General features: G+C 65.9%; 23 protein-coding genes, 1 pseudogene and 2 riboswitches. Of the genes and pseudogenes, 4 read left to right on the forward strand and 20 right to left on the reverse strand.

Annotation, left to right across the window (positions count from 1 at the left end):
* The first annotated feature begins 23 nt into the window (after window positions 1-23).
* Window positions 24-515 (forward strand): Lrp/AsnC family transcriptional regulator, encoded by a 492-nt coding sequence (locus C935_RS0110130; RefSeq protein WP_018862386.1) that lies wholly within the window; start codon window positions 24-26, stop codon window positions 513-515.
* A gap of 39 nt (window positions 516-554) precedes the next feature.
* On the opposite strand, the gene znuB is transcribed toward C935_RS0110130, so the two are convergent.
* Both znuB and znuC read right to left on the reverse strand, forming a co-directional pair.
* Window positions 555-1376 carry a zinc ABC transporter permease subunit ZnuB gene (gene znuB / locus C935_RS0110135; protein ID WP_018862387.1) on the reverse strand — a complete coding sequence of 274 codons (822 nt, stop codon included), beginning with the start codon at window positions 1374-1376 and terminating at the stop codon, window positions 555-557.
* Window positions 1373-2203 (reverse strand): zinc ABC transporter ATP-binding protein ZnuC, encoded by an 831-nt coding sequence (gene znuC / locus C935_RS0110140; protein ID WP_018862388.1) that lies wholly within the window; start codon window positions 2201-2203, stop codon window positions 1373-1375. Before znuC ends, znuB begins: the two co-directional genes overlap by 4 nt.
* Before the next feature lie 78 nt (window positions 2204-2281).
* Between znuC and C935_RS0110145 the strand changes: the two genes are divergently transcribed.
* On the forward strand, window positions 2282-3376 hold the full coding sequence (locus C935_RS0110145; RefSeq protein ID WP_018862389.1) for a zinc ABC transporter substrate-binding protein: 1095 nt from the start codon (window positions 2282-2284) through the stop codon (window positions 3374-3376).
* A 74-nt stretch (window positions 3377-3450) separates the two neighbouring features.
* Here C935_RS0110145 and C935_RS13130 read toward each other — a convergent pair.
* The 8 genes and pseudogenes from C935_RS13130 to C935_RS0110180 all read right to left on the reverse strand — a co-directional run.
* Window positions 3451-3642: pseudogene (locus C935_RS13130) on the reverse strand (GGDEF domain-containing protein); the annotation flags it as partial.
* A 154-nt stretch (window positions 3643-3796) separates the two neighbouring features.
* Window positions 3797-6172 carry a sensor domain-containing diguanylate cyclase gene (locus tag C935_RS0110150; protein ID WP_018862390.1) on the reverse strand — a complete coding sequence of 792 codons (2376 nt, stop codon included), beginning with the start codon at window positions 6170-6172 and terminating at the stop codon, window positions 3797-3799.
* Between the two features lie 220 nt (window positions 6173-6392).
* Window positions 6393-7904, reverse strand: a complete 1512-nt coding sequence (gene gcvPB, locus C935_RS0110155) for an aminomethyl-transferring glycine dehydrogenase subunit GcvPB (RefSeq protein ID WP_018862391.1) — start codon at window positions 7902-7904, stop codon at window positions 6393-6395.
* 71 nt (window positions 7905-7975) lie between these two features.
* Window positions 7976-8503: a thiol peroxidase gene (gene tpx / locus C935_RS0110160; protein WP_018862392.1), complete on the reverse strand. Its 528-nt coding sequence runs from the start codon at window positions 8501-8503 to the stop codon at window positions 7976-7978.
* A 50-nt stretch (window positions 8504-8553) separates the two neighbouring features.
* Window positions 8554-9912: an aminomethyl-transferring glycine dehydrogenase subunit GcvPA gene (gcvPA, locus tag C935_RS0110165; protein ID WP_018862393.1), complete on the reverse strand. Its 1359-nt coding sequence runs from the start codon at window positions 9910-9912 to the stop codon at window positions 8554-8556.
* A 119-nt stretch (window positions 9913-10031) separates the two neighbouring features.
* Entirely contained in the window at window positions 10032-10424 is a 393-nt protein-coding gene (gene gcvH, locus C935_RS0110170; RefSeq protein ID WP_018137941.1) for a glycine cleavage system protein GcvH, read from the reverse strand.
* A gap of 74 nt (window positions 10425-10498) precedes the next feature.
* A complete protein-coding gene (gene gcvT / locus C935_RS0110175; RefSeq protein ID WP_018862394.1) occupies window positions 10499-11596 on the reverse strand; it encodes a glycine cleavage system aminomethyltransferase GcvT in 1098 nt (365 codons plus the stop codon).
* A 278-nt stretch (window positions 11597-11874) separates the two neighbouring features.
* Window positions 11875-11984, reverse strand: a riboswitch (glycine riboswitch).
* 1 nt (window position 11985) lies between these two features.
* Window positions 11986-12086, reverse strand: a riboswitch (glycine riboswitch).
* A 184-nt stretch (window positions 12087-12270) separates the two neighbouring features.
* The gene (locus tag C935_RS0110180) at window positions 12271-13200 is read right to left on the reverse strand and encodes a ZIP family metal transporter (protein WP_018862395.1); all 930 of its coding nucleotides are present in this window, start codon (window positions 13198-13200) and stop codon (window positions 12271-12273) included.
* Window positions 13201-13367: 167 nt separating this feature from the next.
* Between C935_RS0110180 and C935_RS0110185 the strand changes: the two genes are divergently transcribed.
* Together C935_RS0110185 and nadC are read left to right on the forward strand one after the other, a co-directional pair.
* On the forward strand, window positions 13368-14759 hold the full coding sequence (locus C935_RS0110185; protein WP_018862396.1) for a sodium:alanine symporter family protein: 1392 nt from the start codon (window positions 13368-13370) through the stop codon (window positions 14757-14759).
* Window positions 14749-15657: a carboxylating nicotinate-nucleotide diphosphorylase gene (nadC, locus tag C935_RS0110190; RefSeq protein WP_026278761.1), complete on the forward strand. Its 909-nt coding sequence runs from the start codon at window positions 14749-14751 to the stop codon at window positions 15655-15657. The genes C935_RS0110185 and nadC overlap by 11 nt, the downstream gene beginning before the upstream one ends.
* 851 nt (window positions 15658-16508) lie before the next feature.
* Here nadC and C935_RS0110195 read toward each other — a convergent pair.
* The 10 genes from C935_RS0110195 to C935_RS0110240 all read right to left on the reverse strand — a co-directional run bounded on the left by C935_RS0110195 (window position 16509) and on the right by C935_RS0110240 (window position 26874).
* Entirely contained in the window at window positions 16509-17711 is a 1203-nt protein-coding gene (locus tag C935_RS0110195) for an aminotransferase class I/II-fold pyridoxal phosphate-dependent enzyme (RefSeq protein ID WP_018862398.1), read from the reverse strand.
* Window positions 17698-19161 (reverse strand): ribosome biogenesis GTPase Der, encoded by a 1464-nt coding sequence (gene der / locus C935_RS0110200; RefSeq protein WP_018862399.1) that lies wholly within the window; start codon window positions 19159-19161, stop codon window positions 17698-17700. The genes C935_RS0110195 and der overlap by 14 nt, the downstream gene beginning before the upstream one ends.
* 50 nt (window positions 19162-19211) lie before the next feature.
* Window positions 19212-20402, reverse strand: a complete 1191-nt coding sequence (bamB, locus tag C935_RS0110205; protein WP_018862400.1) for an outer membrane protein assembly factor BamB — start codon at window positions 20400-20402, stop codon at window positions 19212-19214.
* A gap of 15 nt (window positions 20403-20417) precedes the next feature.
* On the reverse strand, window positions 20418-21032 hold the full coding sequence (locus C935_RS0110210) for a tetratricopeptide repeat protein (protein ID WP_018862401.1): 615 nt from the start codon (window positions 21030-21032) through the stop codon (window positions 20418-20420).
* Window positions 21033-21075: 43 nt separating this feature from the next.
* Window positions 21076-22359, reverse strand: a complete 1284-nt coding sequence (gene hisS, locus C935_RS0110215; RefSeq protein ID WP_018862402.1) for a histidine--tRNA ligase — start codon at window positions 22357-22359, stop codon at window positions 21076-21078.
* 63 nt (window positions 22360-22422) lie between these two features.
* Window positions 22423-23604 carry a RodZ domain-containing protein gene (locus tag C935_RS0110220; RefSeq protein ID WP_018862403.1) on the reverse strand — a complete coding sequence of 394 codons (1182 nt, stop codon included), beginning with the start codon at window positions 23602-23604 and terminating at the stop codon, window positions 22423-22425.
* Window positions 23594-24364 (reverse strand): type IV pilus biogenesis/stability protein PilW, encoded by a 771-nt coding sequence (gene pilW / locus C935_RS0110225; RefSeq protein ID WP_018862404.1) that lies wholly within the window; start codon window positions 24362-24364, stop codon window positions 23594-23596. The genes C935_RS0110220 and pilW overlap by 11 nt, the downstream gene beginning before the upstream one ends.
* A complete protein-coding gene (locus C935_RS0110230; RefSeq protein WP_018862405.1) occupies window positions 24364-25497 on the reverse strand; it encodes a bifunctional tRNA (adenosine(37)-C2)-methyltransferase TrmG/ribosomal RNA large subunit methyltransferase RlmN in 1134 nt (377 codons plus the stop codon). Before C935_RS0110230 ends, pilW begins: the two co-directional genes overlap by 1 nt.
* A 128-nt stretch (window positions 25498-25625) precedes the next feature.
* A complete protein-coding gene (ndk, locus tag C935_RS0110235) occupies window positions 25626-26057 on the reverse strand; it encodes a nucleoside-diphosphate kinase (protein WP_018862406.1) in 432 nt (143 codons plus the stop codon).
* Between the two features lie 193 nt (window positions 26058-26250).
* On the reverse strand, window positions 26251-26874 hold the full coding sequence (locus C935_RS0110240; protein WP_018862407.1) for a class I SAM-dependent methyltransferase: 624 nt from the start codon (window positions 26872-26874) through the stop codon (window positions 26251-26253).
* Window positions 26875-26898 lie beyond the last annotated feature (24 nt).

Below are 26898 nucleotides of genomic sequence, written 5' to 3' on the forward strand. Positions count from 1 at the left end.
CGAATTTATCGCAATATTCCACCATGGAACCGCAACCGCACAAGCTCGACCGCTTTGATCGCCACATCCTGGAGATCCTGCAGGAGGACGCGAGCCTGTCGAACCAGGCACTCGCCGATCGCGTGGGGCTGAGTCCTTCGCCGTGCCTGCGGCGGGTCCGAGCACTGGAACAGGCCGGAATCCTGATCCGGCGCGTGGCCCTGCTCGACCGGCGCGCCCTGGGGCTGGAACTGACCGCGCTGATCCACATCGGCATGGACCGCCACACCCCGGAGCGCTTCGCCCGCTTCGAGGAGGCGATCTCCAGCTATCCCGAGGTGCAGCACCTGTATCTGATCACCGGACAATCAGCCGACTACATGCTGCAGGTCGTGGTCCCGGACATGGATGCCTACCAGGACTTCCTGCTGCGCCGGGTCACCCGGCTGGAAGGAGTGGACTCGGTGCACTCGAGCTTCGTGCTGCGCCGCGTGGTGGATCGCACCTCGCTGCCGCTGGACTACATCCGCGACTGACGGCGGACCACGACCGGTCCTGCGACACGGCTTCGTTGCTCAGCGCCCGCCGAACTGGGGCAGCAGACGCGCGGGCAACAGGTGGACCAGGATAAAGCCCAGCATCGCGGCGACGACGATCGTGGGCCCGGTAGGGGTGTCATACTGGAACGAACCCCAGACACCGGCGATGACCGCCAGCATGCCGATCACACCCGCCAGCAGTGCCATCTGCTCCGGCGTCGAGGCAAAGCGCCGGGCACTCGCGGCCGGGATGATCATCAACGCCGTGATCAGCAGCACGCCCACCACCTGCATCGCCGCCGCGATCACCAGCGCGATCAGCAGCATCAGCCCCAGACGCACGGCCAGCACCGGTACGCCCTCGACCCGCGCCAGCTCCTCGTGCACGGTCAGCGCCAGCAGCGGCCGCCAGAGCAGCACCAGCAGCAACAGCGCAATGCCGCCGCCGATGGCGATCGCCAGCAGGTCGCTCGTGCCCACCGCGAGGATGTCGCCAAACAGATAGGCCATCAGATCCACCCGCAGGCCCTCAATAAAGGTGACCGCCACGATCCCCAGCGACAGCGCGCTGTGCGCGAGGATCCCCAGCAGCGTGTCGGAGGCCAACTCCTGGCGCCGCTGGAGGATCACCAGCAGCACCGCGATCGCGACGCAGACGATGGTCACCATCAGGTTGAGATTCGTCCCCAGCAGAAACCCGAGCGCTACCCCCAGCAGGGCGGAATGCGAGATCGTGTCGCCGAAATAGGCCATGCGCCGCCAGACCACAAAGGCACCCAGCGGTCCGGCCACGGCCGCCACCATCAGCCCGGCCAGCACCGCGCGGACCAGGAAGTCGTCCAGCCAGGCGTCGATCATCGTTTCGGCCTTCCCTGTCCGTGATGGTGAGCGTGGCCACAGCCGTGTGACCCGCCCGTCCCGTTGTCGTCCAGATCATGCACCTCGCCGTGCAGGTCGTGGACATGGTTGTGGTCATGTTTGTAGATACCGATGCCCTGCACATCGGCGGTGGGGAACAGGCGCTGGTACTCCGGGTGGCGCGAGACCTCCTCTGGCCGGCCGGTGCAGCAGACGTGCTGGTTCAGGCAGATCACGGCATCTGCACCCGCCATGACTAGATGCAGGTCATGCGAGACCATCAGTACCCCGCAGCCCGTCTCGCGCCGAATGTCGTCGATCAGGCGAAAGACCTCCCCCTGCCCGACGATATCCACGCCCTGCGCCGGCTCGTCCAGCACCAGCAGGTTGGGCCGGTTGAGCAGGGCCCGTGCCAGCAGCACACGCTGCATCTCGCCCCCGGACAGGGACTGCACCGGCTTGTCCAGCAGATGCGGGACACCCACTCGCTCCAGGTGGGCCAGCAACTCGGCCCTCGGCGCGCGCTGGCGCAGCGTCAGAAACCGCCGCACCGACAGCGGCAGCACTGGTTCGATCTGCAGGCGCTGCGGCATGTAGCCGATGCGCAGCCCGCGACGACGCTTCACCTGCCCCCGCGTCGGCTGCCACAGGCCCAGCAACACACGCAGCAGGGATGTCTTGCCCGCACCATTGGGACCAATCACCACTGCGACCTCGGCCGGCGGGATCTGCACCGAGACCCGGTCCAGGATCAGCTTGCCCCCGCGCTCCAGGGAGATGTCACGGGCATCCAGCAGCGGGCTGTGGTCCGATTCCGGTGCGGACATGGTGGCAGGGCTTCCCTTGTTCATGTTGATATACTATAACGTTCTCTGATTGCGATCCGACACCCTGGAGACTCCGCCATGCACTCGCGCCCGTGCCACCCCTTCGGGATTTCGCTGACCGTCAGCCTGCTGGCCATCCTGGGCCTGTTGCTCCCGGGGATGGCCGCCGCGGACAAGCCGCGCATCGTCGCGACCATTCTACCGATTCACAGCATCGTCGCCGCCCTGGGCGAGGACGCCTTCGACGTGGAACTGCTGGTCCCCGCCACCGCCTCGCCGCACGGATACTCCATGCGGCCATCCGAGGCGCGCCGTCTGCAGAACGCGGACATGGTGGTCTGGGTCGGCCCGGATCTCGAGACCTTTCTGGAGCGTCCGCTCCGCAGTGCCGGCAGCCGCGAGATTATCAGCCTGATGGACGACCTCGACCTGGACCTGAAGCCCACGCGCGAAGGGGGCGTCTGGGAGCATCACCACGACCACGGGGACGATGATCACGGCCACGGCGACCATGACCACGATCACAATGGCCATGGCCACAGCCACGACGACGGGCACCCCGACGACAATCACGGCCACAACGGCCATGGCCACAACCATGATCACGGCCACCACGACGAGGCCCATGGGCACGACCATGATCACCATCACGGCGACTACGATGCCCATATCTGGCTTTCGCCCGCAGTGGTGCGCGCGATCACCGAGCAGCTCGCTGACAAGCTGATGCAATGGGATCCGGAACGCGCCGAGACCGTGGAGGCCAACCGCGATGCCCTGCTCGAACACATCGACGATCTGGACGAACGCCTGGCGGAGCAGCTCAGGCCGGTGCGCGATCAGGCCTTTATCGTGTTCCACGACGCCTACCAGTACTTCGAGCAGCACTACGGCCTGAACGCCGCCGGTTCAATCAGCATCGACCCCTCGCGCAGCCCGGGGCCACGACGCATCAGCGAGCTGCGCGAACGCGTCGCCGACGGCGACGTGGTCTGCCTGTTCACCGAGCCGCAATTCCGTCCGGCCCTGGCCGAAACCGTGGCCGAGGGCACCGATACACGACTTGGCGTGCTGGACCCGGTCGGTGCCGAGTTGGAACCCGGCCCGGATGCCTGGTTCGAGTTGATGCAGAACATGGCGGACGGCTTTGCCGACTGCCTGAGGAAGGAATAGCCCGCGGGACAAGCCAAGGCGGTGCGTTTCGCTGCACTCAACGCACCCTACGCGGTTGAGTTACGGCCGAGGGATCATGAAGTCGCTTCCGGCAAAGCCGCTACCGCCACTCGGTTGCGGCCCTCGCCCTTGGCGCGATAAAGCGCCTCGTCGACCCGGCGCAGCAATCCGGTACGCGGCTCGCCCGGAGAAGAGGCCGCCACACCGAGGCTGATCGTAACCCGGCCGGCCCCCGGGAACTCATGCTGTGCCACCCGCGCCCGCATAAGCTTGAGTGTCTCGGCGGAATAACGGTAGAAGCCCGCTGCGGCAGGCTCGCCAAGCAACTGGGGTGCGGGTACTGATGGTAAAGGGCTGCTCGTAGACCTGGGCCGCGGAGTCACCCTAGGGTCGGCGCTGAGCAGTGACCTGGATTGATCGTCATGCACTCAGTTGCACGACACGATTACGTCCGCCTTTCTTGGCTGCATACATGGCATCGTCCGCCCGTTTGATCCAGTCCTTGATGGGCTCGCCGAGCCGGTACTCTGAAACCCCCAGGCTGATCGTAATAGAGCCCACGCGCGGAAACGGCGTACCGGCAACCTGCTCGCGCAGCTGTTCCGCGACATGGTGGGCACGCTCGGCTTCGGTGCCCGGCAGCAGCACCACAAATTCTTCTCCGCCCCAGCGCCCCAGCGTATCGGTCTCGCGCAAGCGGGATGTCATGACCTGCACCAGTCTGTGCAGGACCTCATCGCCCACTTCATGGCCAAAGGTATCGTTAACGCGCTTGAAGTGGTCGATATCCAGCAACAGGAGCGAGCAGGGGTGTTCGTACCGCTGCGCGCGGCGTGCCTCCTGTTCCAGCAAAGTTTCGAAATAGCCTCGGTTGGCGGCGTCGGTCAGCGGATCGTAGAAGGCCTGGTGCTCAAGAGCCGCTTCCAGCTCTTTCTGCCGCGTGATGTCGTGGAACATGGCCACGTAGTACTCGACTTCGCCGCGATCATCGCGAATCGCCGTGATGATCTCGTGCAATGGAAAAATCTCGCCATCCTTGCGGCGATTCCAGATGTCGCCCTCCCAGTATCCGGTCTCCCGCACCGTACGGAACATTGCCTCGTAGAAATCGCGGTCCTGGCGCCCGGAATTCAGGATGCGCGGATTGGCCCCCACCGCCTCCTCCTCCGTATAGCCGGTGAGCCTGGTGAACGTCGCATTCACCCGCTGGATCGTACCCGCGACATCGGTAATGAAAATGGCCTGACTGGTCTCGAAGGTCGCCGCCAGTAGACGTTGCTCCTGTTCCAGGTGGTGCTGCTCGGTGATGTCCTGCACCGTGCCCACCATGCGCTCGGGCATGCCGCAGGGACCAAGCTCGACGGAACCGCGTTCGCGCACTACGCGCTCGGTTCCGTCCGGACGCACGATGCGGTGAGTAACATCGAACTGCTCCACCCCTGCCAGGGCCCGATCTACCGCCGCCTGGACACTCTCTCGATCCTCCGGATGCACGGCCTGCATGAATGCCCCATGCGTACCCGCCCAGCGGGATCGGTCCATCCCGAAGATGCGATAGACCTCGTCGGACCAGCGAACCTCACGGTTCTGGAAATCGGAAACCCAGTTGCCGACATGCGCGATCCGCTGCGCCAGGGCCAACTCGCGTTCACTGCGCTGCAAGGCCCGCTCAACACGAACCCGTTGGGTAATATCCAGAATCACGCCATGCCAGAGGACACTGCCATCTTCCAGCGATTCGGGACTCGCGTGGCCTTCCAGCCAGATCTCGCTCCGTCCGGGGCGCATCACGCGGTAGCGCTGCAACCATGGCTCCAGCGAACGCATCGATGCCTCGATGCTCGCACGGATGCGGTCGACATCTTCCGGATGGATCACCCGAAAAACAGCCTCGGCATCGCGCATCGCCTCCTCGGGCGCGATGCCGAAGATATCGGTCATACCCTCACTGGCATACGGGTAGCAGGCACGCCCGTCGGGATGCTGGCGGTACTGGTAGATCACGCCGGGCAGGTTGTGGGCGATCTTTTCCAGATGACGTTCGGTCTCGATCCGTGCGCCGACATCCTGGAACGCACCCACCAGTTCGGTCACCGCGCCCGTTTCGTCACGAATGGCGGTGATCTGGTCCTCCAGCCACTGCCAGTGGCCATTGGGCATCCGCTGACGGTAGTTCAGCCGGCAGAAACCGCGCGCACCGTCGTCGAGCCATCGCCTCACCTGGCTGGCGCAACGGCTATAGTCCTCGGGCGAGAGATGGGTGCGTAACCAGTCGGCAGTCGAACTGATCTGCTCGGGGGTCCATCCGGTCACCGCGATCGAATTTCGGCTAAGCCAGGTCATGGTGCCCAGGTCATCGGGATCCATGGTGTAGATGACCGCCGGACTGGCGCGCAGCAGGGTGTCCATGCGCTGTTCGGTTCGCTTGCGCGCTTCGATGTCGGCAAACGCCCCCAGCAGGGCCTCCGGGCCGTCGGAAGTCGCGGGAATGCGGCTTATGCTGATCTCGACCCAGCGGGGTGCACCCGTGGCGTCAATCAGGCGAACCTCCACCCGACAATTGGGGCAGACCCCGTCGAGCAGGTCGCGACGCCACGCCTCGCAAGGCTCGACATCGTCGGGACACAGGCGATCGTGCAGCCACGCTCCTGCCAGATCCACCGGGTCGCACGCGAGCATTTCACCCAGGCGCGGGTTGGCGCGCAGGATGCGCCCCTCCGTGTCCATCTCCGCCAGTCCCACCGGCGCGTGTTCGAATAGCGCGGCGTACCCATGGACGGCACAAATCTCCGTCATTCCTCGTCCTTGCCCGCCACGAAAAGACCTGCTGGCCCTTCCACCCCCCTGCCGGGAGACCCCACGGACGTGGTAATGGATTTCGATATCCAGTCTAAAACTTACCACAAAACTTGGGATTATTTCGCGCCCTCGTCAAGAAAAGGACCCGACAAGACACAAAAAAAAGCCCCCGAGACCGGGGGCTTGTACCAAATGGCCAACTGTACAGGGGCGGGTGCTAGCCGCTGGTTCCGGTACGCGGGGCAGGCTCGCCATCCTGAGCGCCCGGTTCAAGGTAGACCACGTCGAGCGCCTTCGCGGCAGCGACCTCGTTGAAGCGGCGGTTCGGCAGGTTGTGCGGCGAGGCCTTGATCGTGTCGATATCGCGACCGGCCTCTTCCAGGATCGCGGCCATCGCCTCGACAAACCCGTCCAGCGTCTCCTTCGACTCGGTCTCGGTCGGTTCGACCAGCAGGCACTCCGGCACCAGCAGCGGGAAATAGGTCGTCGGCGCATGGTAGCCGTGGTCGAGCAGACGCTTGGCGACATCACCCGCGGTCAGCCCCAGCTCCTTCGCCTGCTTCTTCAGCGTGACGATGAACTCGTGGGTCGCGCGGCGCTCGGGATAGGCCAGGTCGAAGCCGGCACTCTCCAGCTCGCGCGCCAGGTAGTTGGCGTTCAGCGTGGCGAACTCGGACACGCGTTGCATGCCCTCGCGGCCCAGCATGCGCATGTAGACATAGGCGCGCAGCAGCACGCCGGCGTTGCCGGCAAATGCAGACAGGCGGCCGATGGTCTCCGGATAGTCCGTCTCGGTGGCGAAGCGGTACCCATCTTCACCGTTCTCGACCACGTGCGGCACCGGCAGGTACGGCAGCAGGCGCTCGCCGACCCCGACCGCACCGGACCCCGGGCCACCCCCGCCATGCGGCGTGGAGAAGGTCTTGTGCAGGTTCATGTGGATCACGTCGAAGCCCATGTCGCCGGGACGCACCTTGCCGAGGATCGCGTTCAGGTTGGCGCCGTCGTAGTACAGCAGGCCGCCGGCGTCGTGGACGATCTTCGCGATCTCGGAGATGCGGCGCTCGAACACGCCCACGGTGGACGGGTTGGTCAGCATAATCCCGGCGGTCTGCGGGCCCACGGCCTCCTTCAAGGCCTCAAGGTTCACGTCGCCGCTCGCGTCGGTGGGGATCTCGCGTACCTCGTAGCCGCACATGATCGCGGTGGCCGGATTGGTGCCGTGCGCGGCATCCGGGACGATGATCTCGCGGCGTTCGCTGTCGCCGCGCGCATCGTGGTAGGCACGGATCATCGCCACACCGGTGTACTCGCCCTGCGCACCGGCCATCGGCGCCAGCGACACGGCCTTCATGCCGGTCACGTCCTTCAGCATCTCCTGCAGCTCGAACATCGTGTGCAGGAAGCCCTGGCTGTGGCTGGCCGGGGCATGCGGGTGCCGGTTCAGGAAGCCGGGCAGCATGGCCAGGCTGTTACAGGCGCGCGGGTTGTATTTCATCGTGCACGAGCCCAGCGGGTAGAACTCGGTATCGATGGAGAAGTTCTTCTGCGACAACCGCGTGTAGTGACGCACCACATCCAGCTCCGAGGCCGCAGGCAGGCCGGGGGCCGATTTGCGCTGCAGGTTCGCGGGGATGGCGGTCGTGGCATGCGCGCGCGGCGCCTGGGCCACGGCCGAGCGACCGGCACGCGAACGTTCGAAGATCAGATGGTTTTCCGTGGTGTTCATAGCGGTTTCTCGCTTCAGGAATTCGTTGAAGGCGGCCGGGCCCGAAAGTCCGGCCGCCAATGGCCCGTGATTTATTGCGTCGGGCTCAGATCGGCCCGGTCATCCAGACCCTTGAAGATGGCGTCATAGTCCGGCTCCTCGCCGATCTCGGAGACAAGCTCCGCGTGCATCACCAGATTGTCGGTGTCCAGCAGCACGACGCCGCGGGCGGTGATGCCCTCAAGCGGGCCGTCCTGGATCAGCACGCCGTAGTCCTTGGCGAAGTTGCGATCGCGCATCATCGACAGCACGGTCACGCGCTCGAGGTTCTCGGCGGCACAGAAGCGGCCCATCGCGAACGGCAGGTCGGCGGAGACCACCAGGATCTCCAGATCCGGGCGCTGCTTGACCATATCCTCGAACTTCTTGGTGGACTCGGCACAGACCGGGGTGTCCAGGCTCGGGACGATCGAGATCAGCTTGCGCTTGTCGCCAAAGTTGGCGAGCGAGACGTCCTCGAGGTCCTTGGTCGTGAGCTTGAAATCCGGGGCCGGCGAGCCGACGTGCGGCAGGTCGCCGTTGGTATGGATCGGATTACCCTTCAGTTTGACTTCGGCCATGGCGTGCCTCCTCAGGCTTGTGGTGTATGGCGCGTCGGGTGCAACCCGCGTCAGGCGGCCTTCGCCTGCTCGCAGGTCGTCACATACTGCTCAAGATCGGCATCCGTCTTGGTCTCGGTCGCGCAGGCCAGCACGCAGCCGTCGAGCTGGGCGTAGTCGCGGCCGAGTTGGTAACCGGCCAGCACACCGGCATCGGCCATCGCCTGCACGCGACTCGCGGCGTCCCCGCCGAAGTCCAGCGCGACTTCGTGGAAGTACTCGCCGGTAAAGCGCGGCTTGATGCCCTTGGCCGCGAGCTTCTCCACCAGCGCGTGGGTGTTGGCGTAGCAGGCCTCGGCCACGCGGGTCAGGCCCTCGTCACCCAGCATGGACATGTGGATGGTCGCGGCGGTGACCACCAGGCCCTGGTTGGTGCAGATGTTCGAGGTCGCCTTGGAGCGGCGGATGTGCTGCTCGCGCGCCTGCAGTGTCAGCACGTAGCCCGGTTTGCCGTCGGCATCCTCGGCACGGCCGACGATGCGCCCCGGCATCTGCCGAATGTGCTTCTTCCGCGTGGTCATGAAGCCGAAGTACGGCCCGCCGGAGGACAGCGGGGCTCCCAGCGGCTGGCCCTCGCCCACCACGATATCGACACCGTTGCTGCCCCACTCGCCCGGCGGCTTCAGCAGGGCCAGCGAGACCGGGTTGACCACGGCGATCACCGGGATTTCGCGCTGCTCGGCCCAGCCGGTGAGTGCGTCGACATCTTCCAGGATCCCGAAGAAGTTCGGCTGGCTGATGATCATCGCGGTGACGTCGTCGTCCGCGAACGGCGCCAGCGCCTCGACCGGCGTCTGGCCGGAGGTCTCGTCGAACGGGATCTCGACCAGTTCGATGCCCTGGTTGCCGATCAGGGTGTGGATCACGCGGCGATAATCCGGGTGCAGCGCGCCCGGGACCAGCACCTTCTTGCTCTTCGAGCGGCGGTTCACGCGCACGGCCATCAGCACGGCTTCGGCCAGCGCGGAGGCGCCGTCATACAGCGAGGCGTTGGAGGCCTCCATGCCGGTCAGACGGCTGATCATCGTCTGGTATTCGTAGATCAGCTGCAGCGTGCCCTGGCTGGCCTCCGCCTGGTACGGCGTGTAGGCGCTGTAGAACTCGCCACGCGTGGCGATCTGCCACACGGCCGCCGGGATATGGTGCTCGTAGGCCCCGGCGCCGATGAAATTGGACGCCATGCCGTCCCGCGCCGCACGCTCCTGCATCAGGCGCGAGATCGCCATCTCGTTCAGGCCCTCGGGGACCTTCTCGAGCGCCGGTGCGCGCAGTTCTTTCGGGATCTCGTCGAACAGATCCTCGATGGAATCGGCGCCGATGCGGTCGAGCATCGCGCGGATGTCTTCTTCGGTATGCGGGATAAAGGGCATGTCGTACTCGCTTTCGCTACTGCGAAGTTCGGATCGGGCCCCGGGCCGGATGCCCGGGGCGCCTTCTCGCTCCTGCCAGGTCGGCTTCCGTCAGGAACCGCCCCGTGGGGAACGTCGAATCAGGACTCGGCCTCGACGTGCGCGGCGTAGGCGTCGGCGTCCATCAGGGCGTCGAGCTGGCTCGCGTCGGAGGGCTTCATCTTGAACAGCCAGCCCTCGTCAAACGGGGACTCGTTAACCTTCTCGGGGCTGTCGGCCAGTTCTTCGTTGGCCTCGGTCACCTCGCCGGACAGCGGGGCATACACGTCCGAGGCGGCCTTGACCGACTCCACCGTCGCGCAGGCGGAACCGGCCTCGACCGAGGCGCCCGCCTCCGGGGCCTCCACGAACACCAGATCGCCCAGCAGTTCCTGCGCGTGATCGGTAATGCCGATGGTCACGCTGCCGTCGGCCTCCTGGCGCACCCACTCGTGGCTCTTGGTGTACTTCAGATCCTTCGGTGCTTCGCTCATGACGTCTTCCTTTCTCGTTTGGATCCCGCCTGCGCAGTGTAGTCTGTGGCAGGCGGCATGAGGCAATAAAATCGCTAGCGATTCAGTTCGATCTGCGGCTCGCCGTTGCGCACGAACACGGGCTTGACCACCCGCACCGGCAGCATGCGCCCGCGGATGTCGGCCTGCAGCTCCTCGGCGTCCACCGCGGCCGGGATGCGCGCGAACGCAACCGACACGCCCAAGCTCGGCGAGAAGCTGCCGGAGGTCACCACGCCGTCGCCGGCCGGGGTCTCGATCCGAGTGCCGCCACGCAGCACGCCGCGGCCTTCGAGCACCAGCCCGACCATGCGCTCCGGCACGCCCTCGGCCTTCCACTGCTCGATGGCCTTGCGGCCGATGAAGTCGCGTTCGGCGTCCTTCAGGGCGATGGTCCAGCCGAGGTTCGCGGTCAGCGGATTGGTCCGGTCGTCCATGTCCGTGCCGTAGAGATTCATGCCGGCCTCCAGGCGCAGCGTGTCCCGCGCGCCCAGGCCGATCGGGTTCACGCCGGCGTCCTTCAGCTGTTCCCAGAAGCCGTCGGCCTGCTCCGCCGGCAGCATCACCTCGAAGCCGTCCTCGCCGGTGTAGCCGGTTCGGGCGACAAACCAGAAATCGTTCCAGACGGCGGAGAAGGGCTTGAGATCGTCGGCCTTGCGCAGGTCTTCCGGCAGCAGCGGCAGCGTCTTCTGCACGGCCTGCGGGCCCTGGATCGCGATCAGCGCGAACTCCGGGCGCGGCTCGACGTTCACCTCGAAGTCCTTCGCCACCTGCTGCATGTGGGCGATATCACCCTCGGCGGTCGCGGCGTTGACCACGGCGCGGTAGCTGTCGCCCCCGGTCCAGTAGATGATCAGGTCGTCGATTACGCCACCGGCCTCGTTCAGCATGCAGCTGTACAGGGCGCGGCCCTCGGTCTTCAGCTTGGCGACGTCATTGGCCAACAGGTAGCGCAGGAAGGCCTGCGCCTGCGGGCCGTGGATGTCGACGACCTGCATGTGCGAGACATCGAACATGCCGGCCCCGGCGCGCACCATCTTGTGCTCCTCCATCTGGGAGCCGTAGTGCAACGGCATCTCCCAGCCGGCGAAATCGACCAGCTTGGCCCCGGCGCGCTGGTGCGCGGCGTGAAGCGGCGTTTTCTTCAGACTCATCTTTTGTCGCCTTGCGTCTTTTGTGAGGCGCTGAACAAAGCCATCCTGGCTTTCTCAGCGCACGCGGCGCTACAAACGCGGTTTGCAGCTTGCTTCGGAACCAACCCCTACGGTGTCGGTTCCGGCGGCACGTCCCTGTTTGCCGCCGGTAAACGCCGATCAATCGGCGTTTACCCAGTTCGTGAGACGGGTCGGCTGCCGACCCGACGCGGCCCCTGCCATACACGCGGCGCGTACGCGGGGCATAAAAAAAGGGCGGCCAGCAGGGTCTACCTGCCAGCCGCCCCTCTGTCCTGAAACCTGAGAGTTTGCGCCGTGCCAGCGATTACTCGCTGCAGGGCCGCCCCCTTCGGTGGGCCGTCGCCGGCCGCTCTCCAGAGTGTGTCTCCTGCACCGTTCCGGTCCGGTAGCCTGAGCGATTCCGGGCGGATGTTGCGCCTTCGGCGTCTGCCAATCGATCGCGATCGCAGATCTCTTCCAGAACGGTGTGCGGGCATTGTCGGGCACCCGCAGACGAAACTAATTGTACACCCAAATACCTCCTTCGCGAAAGCCCAGACGGGTGGCGGCGACTTTTCGGCGCCGGGCTTGCGGCCCCATCTCACCCCCAGCCGAACCTAAGGGGCGCTGCCACTACACGCCTCGCAAGGACAGCGTCGGAACCCGCGCCGGCGCTACAACGCCAGGTCGATCGCCAGGAGCGCGACGAAGCCGACCAGCACGCCGACGGTCGCCTGGGCCTCGTGCCCCTTGCGGTGCGATTCAGGGATGATCTCGTGGCTGATCACGAACAGCATCGCCCCCGCGGCGAAGGCCAGGCCCCAGGGCAGCAGGAACTCCATCAACGTGATCGCGCCGGCCCCGATCAACCCGCCGATCGGCTGCACCAAGCCGGTCAGCAGGGTCACGCCGAAAGCGGCCCACTTGCTGTAGCCCAGTGACAGCAGCGCAACCGCAACCACCAGCCCCTCGGGCATGTTCTGCAGCCCGATCGCGATCGCCAGGGTGATGCCGTCACTGACGTCGTCGCCGCCGAAGCCGACCCCGACGGCCAGACCCTCCGGCAGGTTGTGCAAGGCGATCGCGAAGATGAACAGCCAGACACGCCGGATCTTGGCCGGATCGGCGCCACTTTGGCGACCGATGTGAAAGTGTTCGTGCGGGACCAGCTTGTGCAGTGCCAGTAACGCCCCGCCGCCCAGGGCCATACCCACCGACAGCACCAGGATCGCCATGCCGACCCCGCCGTACTGAACCTCGGCATGCTCCACCGATGGCAGCACCAACTCGAAGGCGGTGGCCGAGAGCATGACCCCGGCCCCGAAGCCCATCATCGCGTCCTCGACCGACTGGCTGATCCGGCGCAGGAAGAAGATCGGAATCGCGCCCACGGCCGTCATCAGACCGGCAACAAAGCTCGCCAGCAGACCGATCTGCAGGGTGCTCATGCCCGCGATGTGCCCTTCCAGGGTCGGCCAGATCACGCTGACCAGCCAGATGAACGCGGCCAATGCAATCAGTGATCCGACCAGAAAGATCCGCGGAACGGGCTTGGCCGAATCGACATCGCCCTGATGACTCGGCTGTTCTCGATCCTCCGTCATGTTCCCTCCCTGAGATCCATTCCCTTGGCTGTTGAGAAGGCGCGATTTCGCCCCGGTTCCCGCACGTTTTCTATCGCGGCATTCGAGTTTTCCTATCGTCAACGCGGAAAAGGCGCGGTACATTCGCCCGGAGTGCCCACTGCATGCCCGGCAAAAGGACCTTCGCGATGCTCGATACCCTCGACCAGTTCCTCGGCGATACCGCCAGCCTCCTGTGGGGCAACCCGATCACGCTGATCCTGCTGCTGGGCACAGGACTCTACCTGACCATCCGCCTGGGACTGGTCCAGGTTGTCGCCTTCCGCCAGGGCTGGCGCGCGCTGCGCGGCACCGACGGGCGTGCCGGTGGCGCTGGCCAGATCTCGCCATTCCAGGCTCTGTCCACGGCCCTGTCCGGCACCATCGGGACCGGGAACATCGCCGGCGTGGCCACGGCCATTGCCCTCGGTGGCCCCGGCGCACTCTTCTGGATGTGGGTGACCGCCTTCTTCGGCATGGCCACCAAGTTCGCCGAGACCACGCTCGCCGTGCGCTACCGCGAAGTGGGACCGGACGGCACCATCGCCGGTGGCCCGATGTTCACCCTGCTGCACGGCCTGAACATGAAGAAGATGGCGATCCTGTTCGCCGCCTTCACCCTGATCGCCTCGTTCGGTATCGGCAACATGGTGCAGGCGAACTCGGTGGTCGATGGCCTCACCTTCATGGTCCCGGACCTGCGCGCCGATGACGACATCATGGGCTGGATGGCGCTGATCATCGGCCTGACCATGGCCGTGCTGGTCGCGCTGGTGATCATTGGCGGGGTCAAGCGCATTGCGATGATCGCCTCCGCCATCGTGCCGTTCATGGCGGTGGTATACATGCTGGGCGCATTCATCGTAATCGTGGCGAATATCGAGGCCGTGCCGGCGGCCGTCGCCACCATCCTGAACCTCGCGCTGAATCCATGGGCCGCCGGGGGTGGCGCCATTGGCCTGGCCATCCAGTACGGAGTCGCGCGCGGCATGTTCTCCAACGAAGCGGGCCTGGGCTCCTCCGCGATGGCCCACGCCGCGGCCAAAAACGGCGATCCGCCCCGCGAAGGCTCGGTGGCCATGCTTGAGCCGTTCATCGACACCATCGTCGTCTGCACCCTGACCGGGCTGGCGATCGTGGTCACCGGCGCCTATATCGACCGCGCCGACGACGTGGTCGGCGCCTCGCTGACCGCCACCGCGTTCAGCAGCACGCTGGGGCCGTTCGGCGCGATGGTGGTCGGCTTCAGCCTGATGCTGTTCGCCTTCTCCACGATGATTGCCTGGTCCTACTATGGCGACCGCTCGGCCTACTTCCTGTTCGGCGACCGCGCGGTGATGCCTTATCGCATCACGTTCGTGATCCTGATCGTCATCGGGGCGACCATCCCGCTGGGCATGGTCTGGAACTTCTCCGATATCGCCAACATTCTGATGGCCGCGCCCAATCTGATCGCGCTGATCCTGCTGGCCGGGCTGGTGAAGAAACTGCGCGACGACTATGTGTCCGGCCGTCCGATGCCCGATCGCCATGATGGCTGAGCACGACCACCAACGCGCGCCGCATGACCCGTTTGCCCAGGGCCCCGCCCGGCCGGACGGGGCCATGCTGGTGCGCGAGGTCGAGATGGCGCTCGATGAGGACCTCGGGCCCGATGCACTCGCCGGCGACATCACCGCGGCACTGGTACCGGAGGACCGCGTCGCCCGCGCCACTCTGCTGCTGAAAGAACCCGGCGTGCTGTGTGGCCAGGCGTGGTTCGACCGCGTGTTTGCGCGCCTTGCACCCGAAATTCGGATCGACTGGCAGGTAGCCGAGGGCGCCGCGCTGGAACCCGAGGGAGCACAGCCCGTCGCCACGCTCGAGGGCCCGGCACGCGCCGTACTGGCCGCCGAGCGCGCCGCACTCAACCTGCTGCAAACGCTGTCCGGGACCGCCACCGAGACCGCCCGTTGGGTCGCCCGCTTGGGAAACGCCCACAGTCGCATCCTCGATACCCGGAAGACACTCCCGGGCCTGCGTCATGGACAGAAATACGCCGTGCGCATCGGCGGCGGGTACAACCATCGCCTGGGGCTCTGGGATGCCGTGCTGATCAAGGAGAACCACATCGCCGCCTGTGGCTCGATCGCGGCCGCCGTGGAGCGCGCCCGCGCGCTCAGGGTCGGGCGCTGGGTGGAGGTGGAAACCGAGAACCTGGACGAGGTCGACCAGGCCTTGGCCGCCGGCGCCGACGTGATCATGCTGGACGAACTCTCGCGGGACGACCTCGCCACCGCCGTGCAGCGTATCCGGGGGCGGGCCATCTCCGAAGCCTCGGGCGGGGTCACGCCGGACAGCCTCGCCGAGATCGCGGCCACCGGCGTCGACTACATCTCGGTCGGCGCCCTGACCAAGCACGTCCGCGCCATCGACTTCTCCCTGCGCCTCGACTCGTAACCGCTTCGCGTTAAGCCTCGCTGAGAGCCGATATCCAGCCGCATACGCCGTTGTGGCTGGCCCTGGTTCGTCGTCGGTGTTTACGTGCCTTCGGTCCGCATACTGCCGTGCGCTCACTCGCGAGCGCGCCGCGAGGTACTTTCTTGCTTGCCCAAGAAAGTACCCAAAGAAGGGCACCCGGATTCCGCCCGGGGACCTTGCTCCAGGGCCCTCGGGCCGGCGGCGCTGAAACTCGCTGCGCTACGCTCCGCTCAGACAGTCAGCGCCTCTCTTCCGTCCCGAGGACCCTTCCGCAAGGGGCTTCATACGGGGAATGAAGGTCAAGACAACGGCTAACCTGATGTTCTTGCGAATGGATGGAGGCAAGGTGTTCCAGCATCCTGGGCACGCGCGGCCTTCGGCCCTGGCGTGCCGCGCCCGCGAGCGGGCGCCAGACCCCATCGTAGGATGCGGATGAGCGCCGCGAATCGCATCAGGGTTGCCCCGACGTTGGCATGGTGCGTTTCGCTGCGCTCAACGCACCCTACAGCTCGGGGCCTACGGCACGTGCTGGAACACCGCCTGTTTTGACCTTCCCTCCCGATATGAACCCCTTGTGGAGGGCGTGACAGGCCGGGAGAAGGCGCTGACTGTCTGAGCGAAGCCAAAGGCGTAGCGAGTTTCAGCGCCGCCGGCCTGGCGCGGCCGGAGCAAGGTTCCCGGGCGAATCCCGGGCGTGTTTCTTGGGTACTTCTTTGCACGAGCAAAGAAGTACCTCGCGGCGCGCTGGCGAAACAGCGCAGGCAGGCGGCAAGACGAAGCCACCGTAAACACCGGATGCCGAACCAGGGTCAGCCTCAAACAGGTGAGTGTCAGGCGAGGACAGACGCGAGGCGGTCCAGTGCTTCGCGCAGGCGGGATTCGCGCTGGGTGTAGGCGATGCGCAGGTAGCGCTGGCCCGCGCTGGGGCTGAAGTCTGTGCCCGGCGTCAGGGCCACGCCCGCCTCGTCGAGGATGCGTGCACAAAGCGCCTCGGAGTCGTCCCCGTGTGCCGTGCAGTCGGCGTAGATGTAGAACGCCCCATCGGGGCGGGCCTGGACCGCGAGGCCCAGTGCCGGGAGGGCCTCCAGCAGCACGTCACGCCGTGTCTGCAACTCGCGCACCTGGCGTTGCAGTCTCTCCTCGGTCTCGGGCGCGAAGGCCTCGACAGCGGCCGTCTGCGCCATGCTGGCCGGGGCCACGAACAGGTTCTGGGCGATCCGGCGAGCCGGGTCGATCCACATCTGCGGGACCACCATCCACCCCAGCCGCCAGCCGGTCATCGCGAAATACTTGGAAAAGCTGTTGATTACGATCACATCGGGATGGAAGGCCGCGGCACTGCGCTGCGGTTCGTCGAACAGGATCTGGCCGTAGATCTCGTCCACGATTACCAGACCGCCCCGCGCCCGTACGACGTCGACGATGTCCGCGAGACGATCAGCGGACAGCCGGGTACCGGTGGGATTTGCAGGTGAGCCGAGCAGCACGGCCCGGGTACGCTCCCCCCAGGCCTGCGCCACCGTCTCCGCGGTGGGCTGGAAGGCATGTTCGGCCGTTACTGGAAGGCCAACCGGGACGGCCCCACGCGCCGCGACAAACTGACGGTTGCAGGCATAGCCCGGGTCCGGGAGCAGCACTTCCTCGCCGGGGTTCACTCCGGCGGCCAGCGCGAGCAGGATCGCAGCAGAGGCCCCCGCCGTGATCACGATGCGCTCGGGATCGATGTCGGCCTGATGGCGGCGCCGGTAGTCGGCCGAGACGGCCTCACGCAGTTCGCGGGTGCCGTGCGCGGGGGTGTAGCGGGTATCCCCGGCCGCCAGCGCCAGCTCCCCGGCGCGCAGGACCGCAGGGGGCGTGGGGAAGTCCGGTTCCCCCACCTCGAGGTGGATGATGTCGCGCCCGGCACGTTCGGCGGCTTGGGCGCGTGCCAGGATGTCCATCACCCGGAAGGGCTCCACCGCTCGGCCGAATGCGGACAACTCGGGGGCGTGCGGCGCGCTCGCCGGGGACTGGGTCGGATCAGCGCCGGACATGGCGCATCATGCGCTTGCGCTTGCGCTGCTGGCGGGGAGTGAGGATGTTGCGACGCCCGGCGTATGGATTCCGTCCGGAGCGAAACTCCATGCGCAGCGGTGTTCCGATCAGCCCGAGGTGCTTGCGGAAAAAGTTCTCCAGATAGCGCTTGTAACTGCCTGGCAAGGCGTCCGTCTGGTTGCCGTGGATCACGATGACCGGGGGATTCTGTCCGCCCTGATGGGCATAGCGCAGTTTGATGCGGCGACCGCTGACCAGCGGTGGCGCATGCTCGGCGACTGCACTCTCCAGCAGACGGGTCAACTCGGGGGTCGAGACCTTGGCGAACGCACTGGCATGGGCCTCCTGCACGTCTTCGAGCAGGTGACCCACGTTGGTCCCATGCAGGGCGGAGATCAGCCGCAGCCGGGCAAAGTTGACGAAGCCAAGGCGTCGGTCCAGATCGTCGCGCACGCGCTCGCGTTCCTCCGGCGCCATGCCGTCCCACTTGTTCACGGCGAGCACCAGCGCGCGGCCGGAGTCGATCACCAGGCCCAGCAGGTGGGCATCCTGTTCCGACAGCCCCGCCTGGGCATCCATCACCAGGATCACGACATGCGCGGCCTCGATCGCCTGCAGCGTCTTGATCACGCTGAACTTCTCGATGGTCTCGTGCACACGCGCCCGCCGCCGCACCCCCGCGGTGTCGATCAGGGTGTAGTCCTCCCCGTCGCGCGCGAACGGGACAAAGATGGAGTCGCGGGTCGTGCCGGCGACATCCGTGGCCACCACGCGTTCATCACCGAGGATGCGATTGACCAGTGTGGACTTGCCGACATTCGGGCGCCCGACGATGGCTACGCGGATACCCGGCCAGTCATCCAGCGCGGCCTGCTGCGAGGCCTTGTCCAGCCCATCCTCCGCGGCCTCCGCGGCCTCGTCCCCCGCCCCCTCGGCTGCTTCGGCCTCGCGCCGCTCGGCGGCGACGGCGCGCCGGACCTTCTGCATCAGGCCCTTGATGCCGCGACCATGGGCCGCGGCGATCGAGGTGATCTCGCCCATCCCCAGGGTATAGAACTCGGCACTCACGGCGTCGGCATCCAGACCGTCGGTCTTGTTCACCACGACTCGGGCCTTGACCCCGGCCGAACGCAGTTGGTCGGCGATGGCCTGGTCCTGAGGCGTCAGGCCATCGCGCGCATCCACCAGAAACAGGACATGATCCGCCTCCGCGACGGCCCGCTGGGTCTGCTCGGCCATCGCCCGATCCATCTCGGCACCCTCGCCCGACAGACCACCGGTATCCACCACCAGGTAGGGAAAGTCGCCCACCTTGCCGATGCCGTACTGACGATCGCGAGTCAGGCCCGCGACATCGGCCACCAGCGCATCACGCGAGCGCGTGAGCTGATTGAACAGGGTCGATTTGCCAACATTCGGTCGGCCGACCAGAGCAATGACGGGGATCATGAGGCAACGTTACCGCAACCGCAGGATCCGGGGGTGAGCGCCAGCGACGCTCATCCCCCGGAGCCCAAACGCGGATTGACGGCGGTGAGCCGACCGTTGTCGGTCACCACGTAGAGGATATCGTCCACCAGCACGGGGCGGGTCACGACCGCGCCGGAACTCGCCCGCAGACGCGCCACGATGCGCCCGTCCTCCAGGTGGAACCAGTGAAGGTAGCCTTCGTAATCCCCGACGATGGCGTAGTCACCCACCACGACCGGGGCGGTGACGCCACGCAGGCGCAGCTGGTCGTTTTGCCAGAGGTCGGCACCATTGCGCGGATCCAGACCCCACAGGTGGCTCTCGGCATCGGTCACCGCGAGGACGTTCGCCTCGTTCGTCACATCCCCGCCCTGGTAGGACGAAAAGTCGCGTGCCCAGAAGATCTCGCCGGAGTTCAGGTCGATGGCGGCCAGACGCCCCTGATAGCCGGATGCGATCGCCGCGCCCTGATAGATCGGCATGTAGCCATCCACGTCGACCATGCGCTCCACCTCGGAGCGGCCGGTCGGGATGCCGAGGGTGGTTTCCCACAGCACATTGCCACGCTCCCGCCCGAGCATCACCACGCGCCCGTTATCAAAGCCAGTGAGCACGCGACCGGCCGTCATCTGGGGCCGATGCGCACCGCGCAGGCTCAGCGAGGGTGTGGTCCGCAGCGCGGTCCACTGCGTGGCGCCGGAGGCTGCATCCAGGGCATGAACACGGCCATCGTTGGTGCGTGCAATCACGACGCCCGAGGCGACATCCGAAATCGCCACAACCTCGCTGGACAGACGCGAGCGCCAACGCTCGCCGTCACCCTGCAGATCCACCGCGATGGCCTCGCCATCCAGGGTACCGACCACCGCGATCTCGTCGCCCACACCAACACCTGCCGACACCCGCGCGTCGTCCAGGCGCACGCGCCAGCGCTGGCTCCCCGTTTCCGGGTTCAACCCGGAGACGCGGCCATCGGCATCGACCATCACCAGCATGTCGTCCGCCACCCCTGGATAGACCTGCCAGAGGAAGCGTTCACCACCGCTTCCCACCGAGCGTGACCACAACTGTTCCGGTTGTGCCTCCGCCTCGAATTCGGGCAGGTCGGCCGGCGGCTCCGTGGTATCGCGTTGCCAAAGGCCACAGGCACTCAGCGACAGCATGAGCGCACCGGCAATCAGCAGGCGCACGGCAGTCTTCGTCGGGGCAGACACGGACATGGGAGGTCAGTTCCTTTAGGCGGAGAGCTCTTCGTACTTCAGGCTCAGGTATTCGGGTGTATGGCCATGGTCGAGCGCTTCGCGATAGCGCTCGCGGGCCAGGTCGCGATCCCCGCGCGCCCGCGCGAGGTCCCCTTCCAGTTCCAGACGCAGGCCGCGAAACGCGTCACGACGCACATCTCCAAGGGCCGATTCGGCGTCGTCATACTGCTCCGCAAGGATCATCTGACGCGCCATGCGCAAAGTCAGCAGTTCGCGGTAGCCGCGATCCGGCGAGGCATCACGTGCCGACCGCAGCGCCTCGATCGCCGCCTCGTGATCACCCTCGGAAACTGCCAGATCGGCACGAAACATCCAGGCCAACGCGCGGTATGGCGTACCCCGCCCCTGTTCGATCAACTGGTCAGCCAGTTCCATCGCACGGACATTGTCGCCGGTCTGGGCGGCGCCCTGCATGGCGATATACATGTCGGAGGCCCCGGCCGCGCGTTCCTCCTGGTGACCGGTCCACCAGTTCCAGCCGATCAGGCCGCCAATACCCAGCACCAGACCGGCAATAATCGCGATCGCGTTATCCGACCACCATTGCTTGATGCGCTCGGCTTTTTCTTCGTCAGTGAGGTAGCTCATCGTCCTCTTGATCCTTCAGTAACGGTACGCACCTGAACGCCGGTCAGGCAGCGGGCGTGTGCAGGGCCTGTTCCAGATGGCGCGCCAGATCCTCGCGCGGTACGGCACTTTGTTCGGCTCCCGGCGATCTTAACGGCTTCACCGTCACCGTGCCCGCGGCGTGTTCGTCAGTTCCGAGCACCAGCGCAAAATGCGCGCCCAGGCGGTCCGCCCGCTTCATCTGCGACTTGAAGCTGCCGCCCCCGCAATGCTGGACCAGCCGCAATCCGGGCAGTTCGTTGCGCAGCCGCTCGGCCAGTTCCAGCGCCGGGCCCACCAACTCGTCACCGCCCACAATCAGGTAGGCATCCGGCGCCGGCGACTGCGGTGCGGCTTCCCGAGCCTCCAGCAGCGCGACCAGCCGCTCCAGTCCCATGGCCATACCAATGGCCGGGGTGCCGCGTCCACCCAGCTGCTCGACCAGCCCATCGAAACGGCCCCCGGCGCAGACCGTGCCCTGGGCTCCAAGGTCGTCCGTGATCCACTCGAACACGGTGTGCGTATAGTAGTCCAGCCCACGTACCAGACGTGGGTTATGAACGTACCGGATACCCAGCACATCCAGATGCGAGCGCAAGGCGTCGAAGTGCGCGCGCGACTCGGCGTCCAGGTGGTCCATCAGGCTGGGCGCGTTGGCGACCACAGCCCGCGTCTCGGGATGCTTGCTGTCCAGGATGCGCATGGGGTTGTCATGCAGGCGTCGCAGCGCCTCTTCGTCCAGCGAGTCCCGATGCTGTTCAAGGTAAGCGATCAGATGCTCTCGATACCGGGCACGACTCGCGGGCGTACCCAGGGTGTTCAACTCCAGGCGCACATTGTCCAGGCCCAGCATCTGCCAGAGCCGCGCGGTCATGGCGATCATCTCGGCATCCACGTCCGGACCGTGAAGCCCGAACACCTCCACACCGACTTGATGAAACTGACGGTAGCGACCCTTTTGCGGGCGCTCGTGCCGGAACATCGGCCCCAGATACCAAAGGCGCTGGACCTGGTTGTGCAGCAAGCCGTGCTGAATCCCGGCCCGCACACAGGAGGCGGTTCCCTCTGGCCGCAGGCTCAGGCTGTCGCCATTGCGGTCCTCGAAGGTGTACATCTCCTTCTCGACGATATCCGTGACATCACCGATGGAGCGCTTGAACAGTTCCGTCGCCTCGACAATCGGCATGCGAATTTCCTGGTATCCGTAGCGATCGAGCAGGTCGCGCAGGCGGTCCTCCAGGTGCTGCCAGACATGGATCGACTCGGGCAGGATGTCGTGCATCCCGCGGATGGACTTGATTGCTTTCATGTTGCCTTTGTGGATTCGGGGCCGGCCACGCTTTGATTGACTAGCGCACCCGGGGTCGAAAATTCAGGGCTCGAGGTCGAAACGGGCGGTCCGGTCGCCCCGTATGTGCGGCTCGAAATCAAAGGGCTCGCCATCCAGGGTCAGCTCGACCCCACGGGCGTTCCCGAGAACCACGCGCCCGGGCAGCATCAATTCCAGTTCCTCGCGATCGCCGCCGCTCAGCACCCCGGTCAATACCACTTCGTCGTCGGCGTCGCGAATCTCGACCCACGAGGTCTCGCTGACTTCCAGGACCAGGCGGTTCAGACCCTCGCGTTGTGCCGCATCGGGCTCGGCCGCGTCCTCATCCTGCGCCGGGTCCGTACTGGCGCCACCGGTCAGCAGCACCATGTCCGAGACGGGGCCGGATGTCGACGACTCGGCCGTATGATCCGCCTCTGTCTCGTCGGCCGCGGTGTCGTCCGAGGGTACCGGCTCGGTCAGGGTGTCCAGCGCGGGTTCTGGGTCCCGTTCCTCGTCGGCCCCACTCGCGTCGGCATCGGCGGTGGTCTCCGACTCGGGCTCCGGCTCCTTGGCCAGCGCCGGGGGCGCGCTCAACTCGTCGGCCGGCGCCCTGCCAACTGCATCTTCGGACGCAGCACCCGAGTCTTCGTGAGTCCATCCCAGTGACGGGAATGACGGCGTACCGCCTCCGCGTTCCGTCCATGCGTAGACCCCCAGCGCCAGCAGCGCCAGCAGCAGCAGGAAAGTCAGCCAGTAAGGAGCGCTGGAACGACGGCTTCCCCTGGAACGTGCAGAGGAGGTGGCCACGGCACGCAGTTCAGGATCCGCCAGACCGTGCGTCTCGAACGACCGAAGCCACGGATCGACATTGACCCCCAGCTCGCGAGCGCAGGCCCGCAGGTAGCCTCGTACATACGCCGGGGCCATGTGGTCGAATCGGTTCGCCTCCAGGTCTTCCAGCGTTCCTCGGCCGAGGTGGATACGATGGGCCAGCGTTGCGGTATCCAGACCGGCCGCCTCGCGCGCCCGTCGCAGACTGTTCCCGGGCTCGCCTTCGCCACCCTCGGGATCGGGTGGCGGGGGCTGATCCCGCGTCGTCAGACCACTGGCGGCGGGAAACTCCAGCGCCGCATGGGGGTCGTCGTCCGTGGTACGTAACGGTTCCATCTCGGAAACGGAATCGTCGACTTCGTCGACCCGGCCCAGACCCGGCTCCTTGTCATCACGCGGCTCAGCCACCATTGCGCTCCATGTCTTCCAACCGGACCAGCTCCATGCTGTCCGGGTACTGACGACGCAGACGCTCGGCACAGTCATTCGCCACTCGGCGGTTACCGAGCGCCAGTTCCGCCTGATAGCAGAGGAACAGCGTCTCCGAGTTTTCCACGCCCATTCCTTCCAGACGCTGGAGGAATGCCCGTGTCTGCATCGGACGATCGTCCTCGTAGGTCAGGTTGGCCATTTCCAGAAGGGCCCGCGGATACTGCGGATTGATGCGCAGCGCCTCGCGCAGCTTCTCTTCGGCGCGTTCGGTCTGTCCGGCATCGGCGAAGCACACCCCCGAATTCATCAGCGCGATCTCGCGCTGGTCGTAATCCGGATTGTCGATCGCCTTGGCAAACAACTCCTGCGCCTCGTCAAAGGCCTGGCGTCGACACAACAGGGCCCCAAGGCTGGTCTGCACGTAAGGGTTTCCTTCGTCCCGGCGCAGCGCCCGGCGGTAGTGATCTTCCGCCCGGTCATGCGCACCACGACGCTCGTAGACATTGGCCATACCCAGATTGGCGAGCGGATGGTTCGGATCGAACTCCAGCGCCCGCTTCAGATTGCGCTCCGCCTGGTCGACCTCCCCCTCGCGCAGATAGCCAATACCCAGCTCGGCGTTGACCTCGGCGGCCTCCGCACGCTCCCCGGTCACCTCGCGCTCGGCCATCGCCGCGCATCCCCCGAGTACCAGCCCCAGTAACATCACGGCGGCCGGACGCCACCAGCGCAGTCCCATCAAGAGGCCCTCCGTGGCCGATCAGGCAGTTCCGCGTGCAGACGAATCATGCGCATCCCCCGATTGGTACGGTCCTCCACCTGCCCCACCAGCTGACCACAGGCCGCATCGATGTCGTCTCCGCGCGTCCGACGCACGGTGGTAACATAGCCCGCCTTTTGCAGCTGACGCTCGAAACGCTCGATGTCCGGTTCCGCGGGACGGTCGAAGGGTGCACCGGGAAACGGGTTGAACGGGATCAGGTTGATCTTGCCCGGAATCCCCCGCAGGACACCGGCGAGCTGATTCGCATGCTCGGGCCGGTCATTCACACCGGCCAGCAGCACGTACTCGAAGGTCACACCACTGTGCGCGCCGGTCGCCTCGACATAGCGCCGGCAACTCTCCATCAGGCGCGCAATTGGATACTTGCGGTTGATCGGTACCAGACGGTCGCGCAGTTCGTCGTTCGGGGCATGCAGGCTGACCGCCAGGGCCACGTCGGTGTGCTCGCTCAGCCGGTCCAGCGCCGGCACCAGGCCGGAAGTGGAAAGCGTCACCCGTCGACGGCTCAGACCGTAGGCATTGTCGTCAGTCATCAGTTGGCAGGCGGCGACCACGGCATCGTAGTTGGCCAGGGGCTCGCCCATGCCCATCAGTACCACGTTGCTGACCGCCCGTGGGCGACCCTCCGGCGCTGGCAGGCGCTGCATCGCCAGCCAGACCTGTCCGATGATCTCGGCGGCCGTCAGATTGCGGTTAAAGCCCTGCTGGGCGGTAGAACAGAAGGTACAATCCAGCGCACAGCCCACCTGGGAGGAGATGCACAGGGTCCCGCGTCCGGACTCGGGGATGTAGACCGTCTCGATCGCATTGCCGTCATGCAGACGCAGTACCCACTTCACGGTACCGTCGCCGGAGGCCTTCTCCAGTGCGATCTCGGGCAGGGCGATCTCGGTTTCGCGCGCCAGGCGCTCGCGCAGCTTGCGCGAGACGTCCGTCATCGCGGCGTAGTCGGTCACGCCACGCCGGTGCATCCACTTGACCAGCTGGGTGGCACGAAAACGCGGCTCACCCCACTGCGCCAGCAGCTCGGTGAGCTGACGGCGGCTGTAACCCAGCAGATTCAGAGGTGTAGAGGTTCCCGCTGCCATGTTCGCGACCGGTTGAAAACACCCCCTAGTGTACTGTGCATGGGGGATTCCTGCCTATGGGGCCCGCAAAAGGCCCCGCGACAGCCAAAAGGAAGCGGGTGGCTCCCTCCACGTCCCCGAACCGGTACTTAACGGGTGCGCGGGCAGATCCCGTCGTTGCCGAAGAAGAATTCGATCTCGCGCGCGGCGGTTTCTGCGGCATCCGAACCATGGACGGCATTCTCGTCGATCGAGGTCGCGAAGTCCGCACGGATCGTGCCCGGGGCCGCTTCCTTCGGATTGGTCGCACCCATGATTTCACGGTTCTTGGCGATCGCATCCTCGCCTTCGAGGACCTGCACAATCACCGGACCGGAGATCATGAATTCGACCAGATCGTTAAAGAACGGGCGCTCCTTGTGCACATCGTAAAAGCCCTCGGCCTGCTCGCGGCTCAACTGCATCATGCGCGCGGCGACGATCTTCAGACCGGCCTTCTCGAAGCGGCTGTAGATCTCGCCAATCACGTTCTTGGAAACGGCATCCGGCTTGATGATGGACAAGGTACGTTCTGCGGCCATATCGGCTCTCCTGACTAACGTTGACAAATTCGGGTGTTCTCTTGCTTCGCGAGCGCGAGCCTTCGCCGAACGGCGGGCTCCAGGGAGGCATCAGCAATGACCGCCCGGGCGCGTGCGTGCCGAGCAGAAGCAGCTTGCGGCGCGTAGTGTAGGCAAACTCGCCCCCGGACGCACGCAGCTGAGAACGCTCGCATCAGGCGTGCGCGGGCTTGCGAAACTCCACCTGCTTCCAGTAGCCGAACAGGCTGGCCGGCGCCACCGTAGCCGGCTCCTGGCCGGTCACATGCACGAAGTCCTCGAATTCCATGTCCGGACGAAACCCGACCGCACGCGACAACGGCCGCAGGCAGCGCTCGAACCCGCGCAGCAGCCATTGCCGCGAGGCAAAGTGGTTGATCACAAGGATCTGGCCGCCGGGCCGGCAGACCCGCCACATCTCGGCAAACAGGCGATCGGGGTTCGGTACCACGGTGGCGACATACATCGCCACCACGGCATCAAAACTGCCGTCGGCGAAGCCAAGCTGCTCGGCATCCATCTCGCACAGTCCGGAAACCGCGGGCAGCCCGCCATTCAGACGGCCGCGCGCCACATCCAGCATCTCGCGGGAGATATCGATCCCGACCACCTCGCAGTCGTCCGGATAGTCCGGCAGCGAGAGACCGGTGCCCACACCCACCTCCAGCACACGCTTGCCGGGCAGCGGCGCCAGCGTCTCCTGGGCGCGCTCGCGACCGGTGGCGAACACCCGTCCGAAGGTGGCGTCGTAGTGGCGGGCGTAGCGCTTGTAACTCTTGCGGATACTGACCAGATCCATGCCGTTACGTCCCGAATACCGATG

The organism is Thioalkalivibrio sp. ALJ3, from assembly GCF_000377205.1.
GTDB lineage: Bacteria > Pseudomonadota > Gammaproteobacteria > Ectothiorhodospirales > Ectothiorhodospiraceae > Thioalkalivibrio.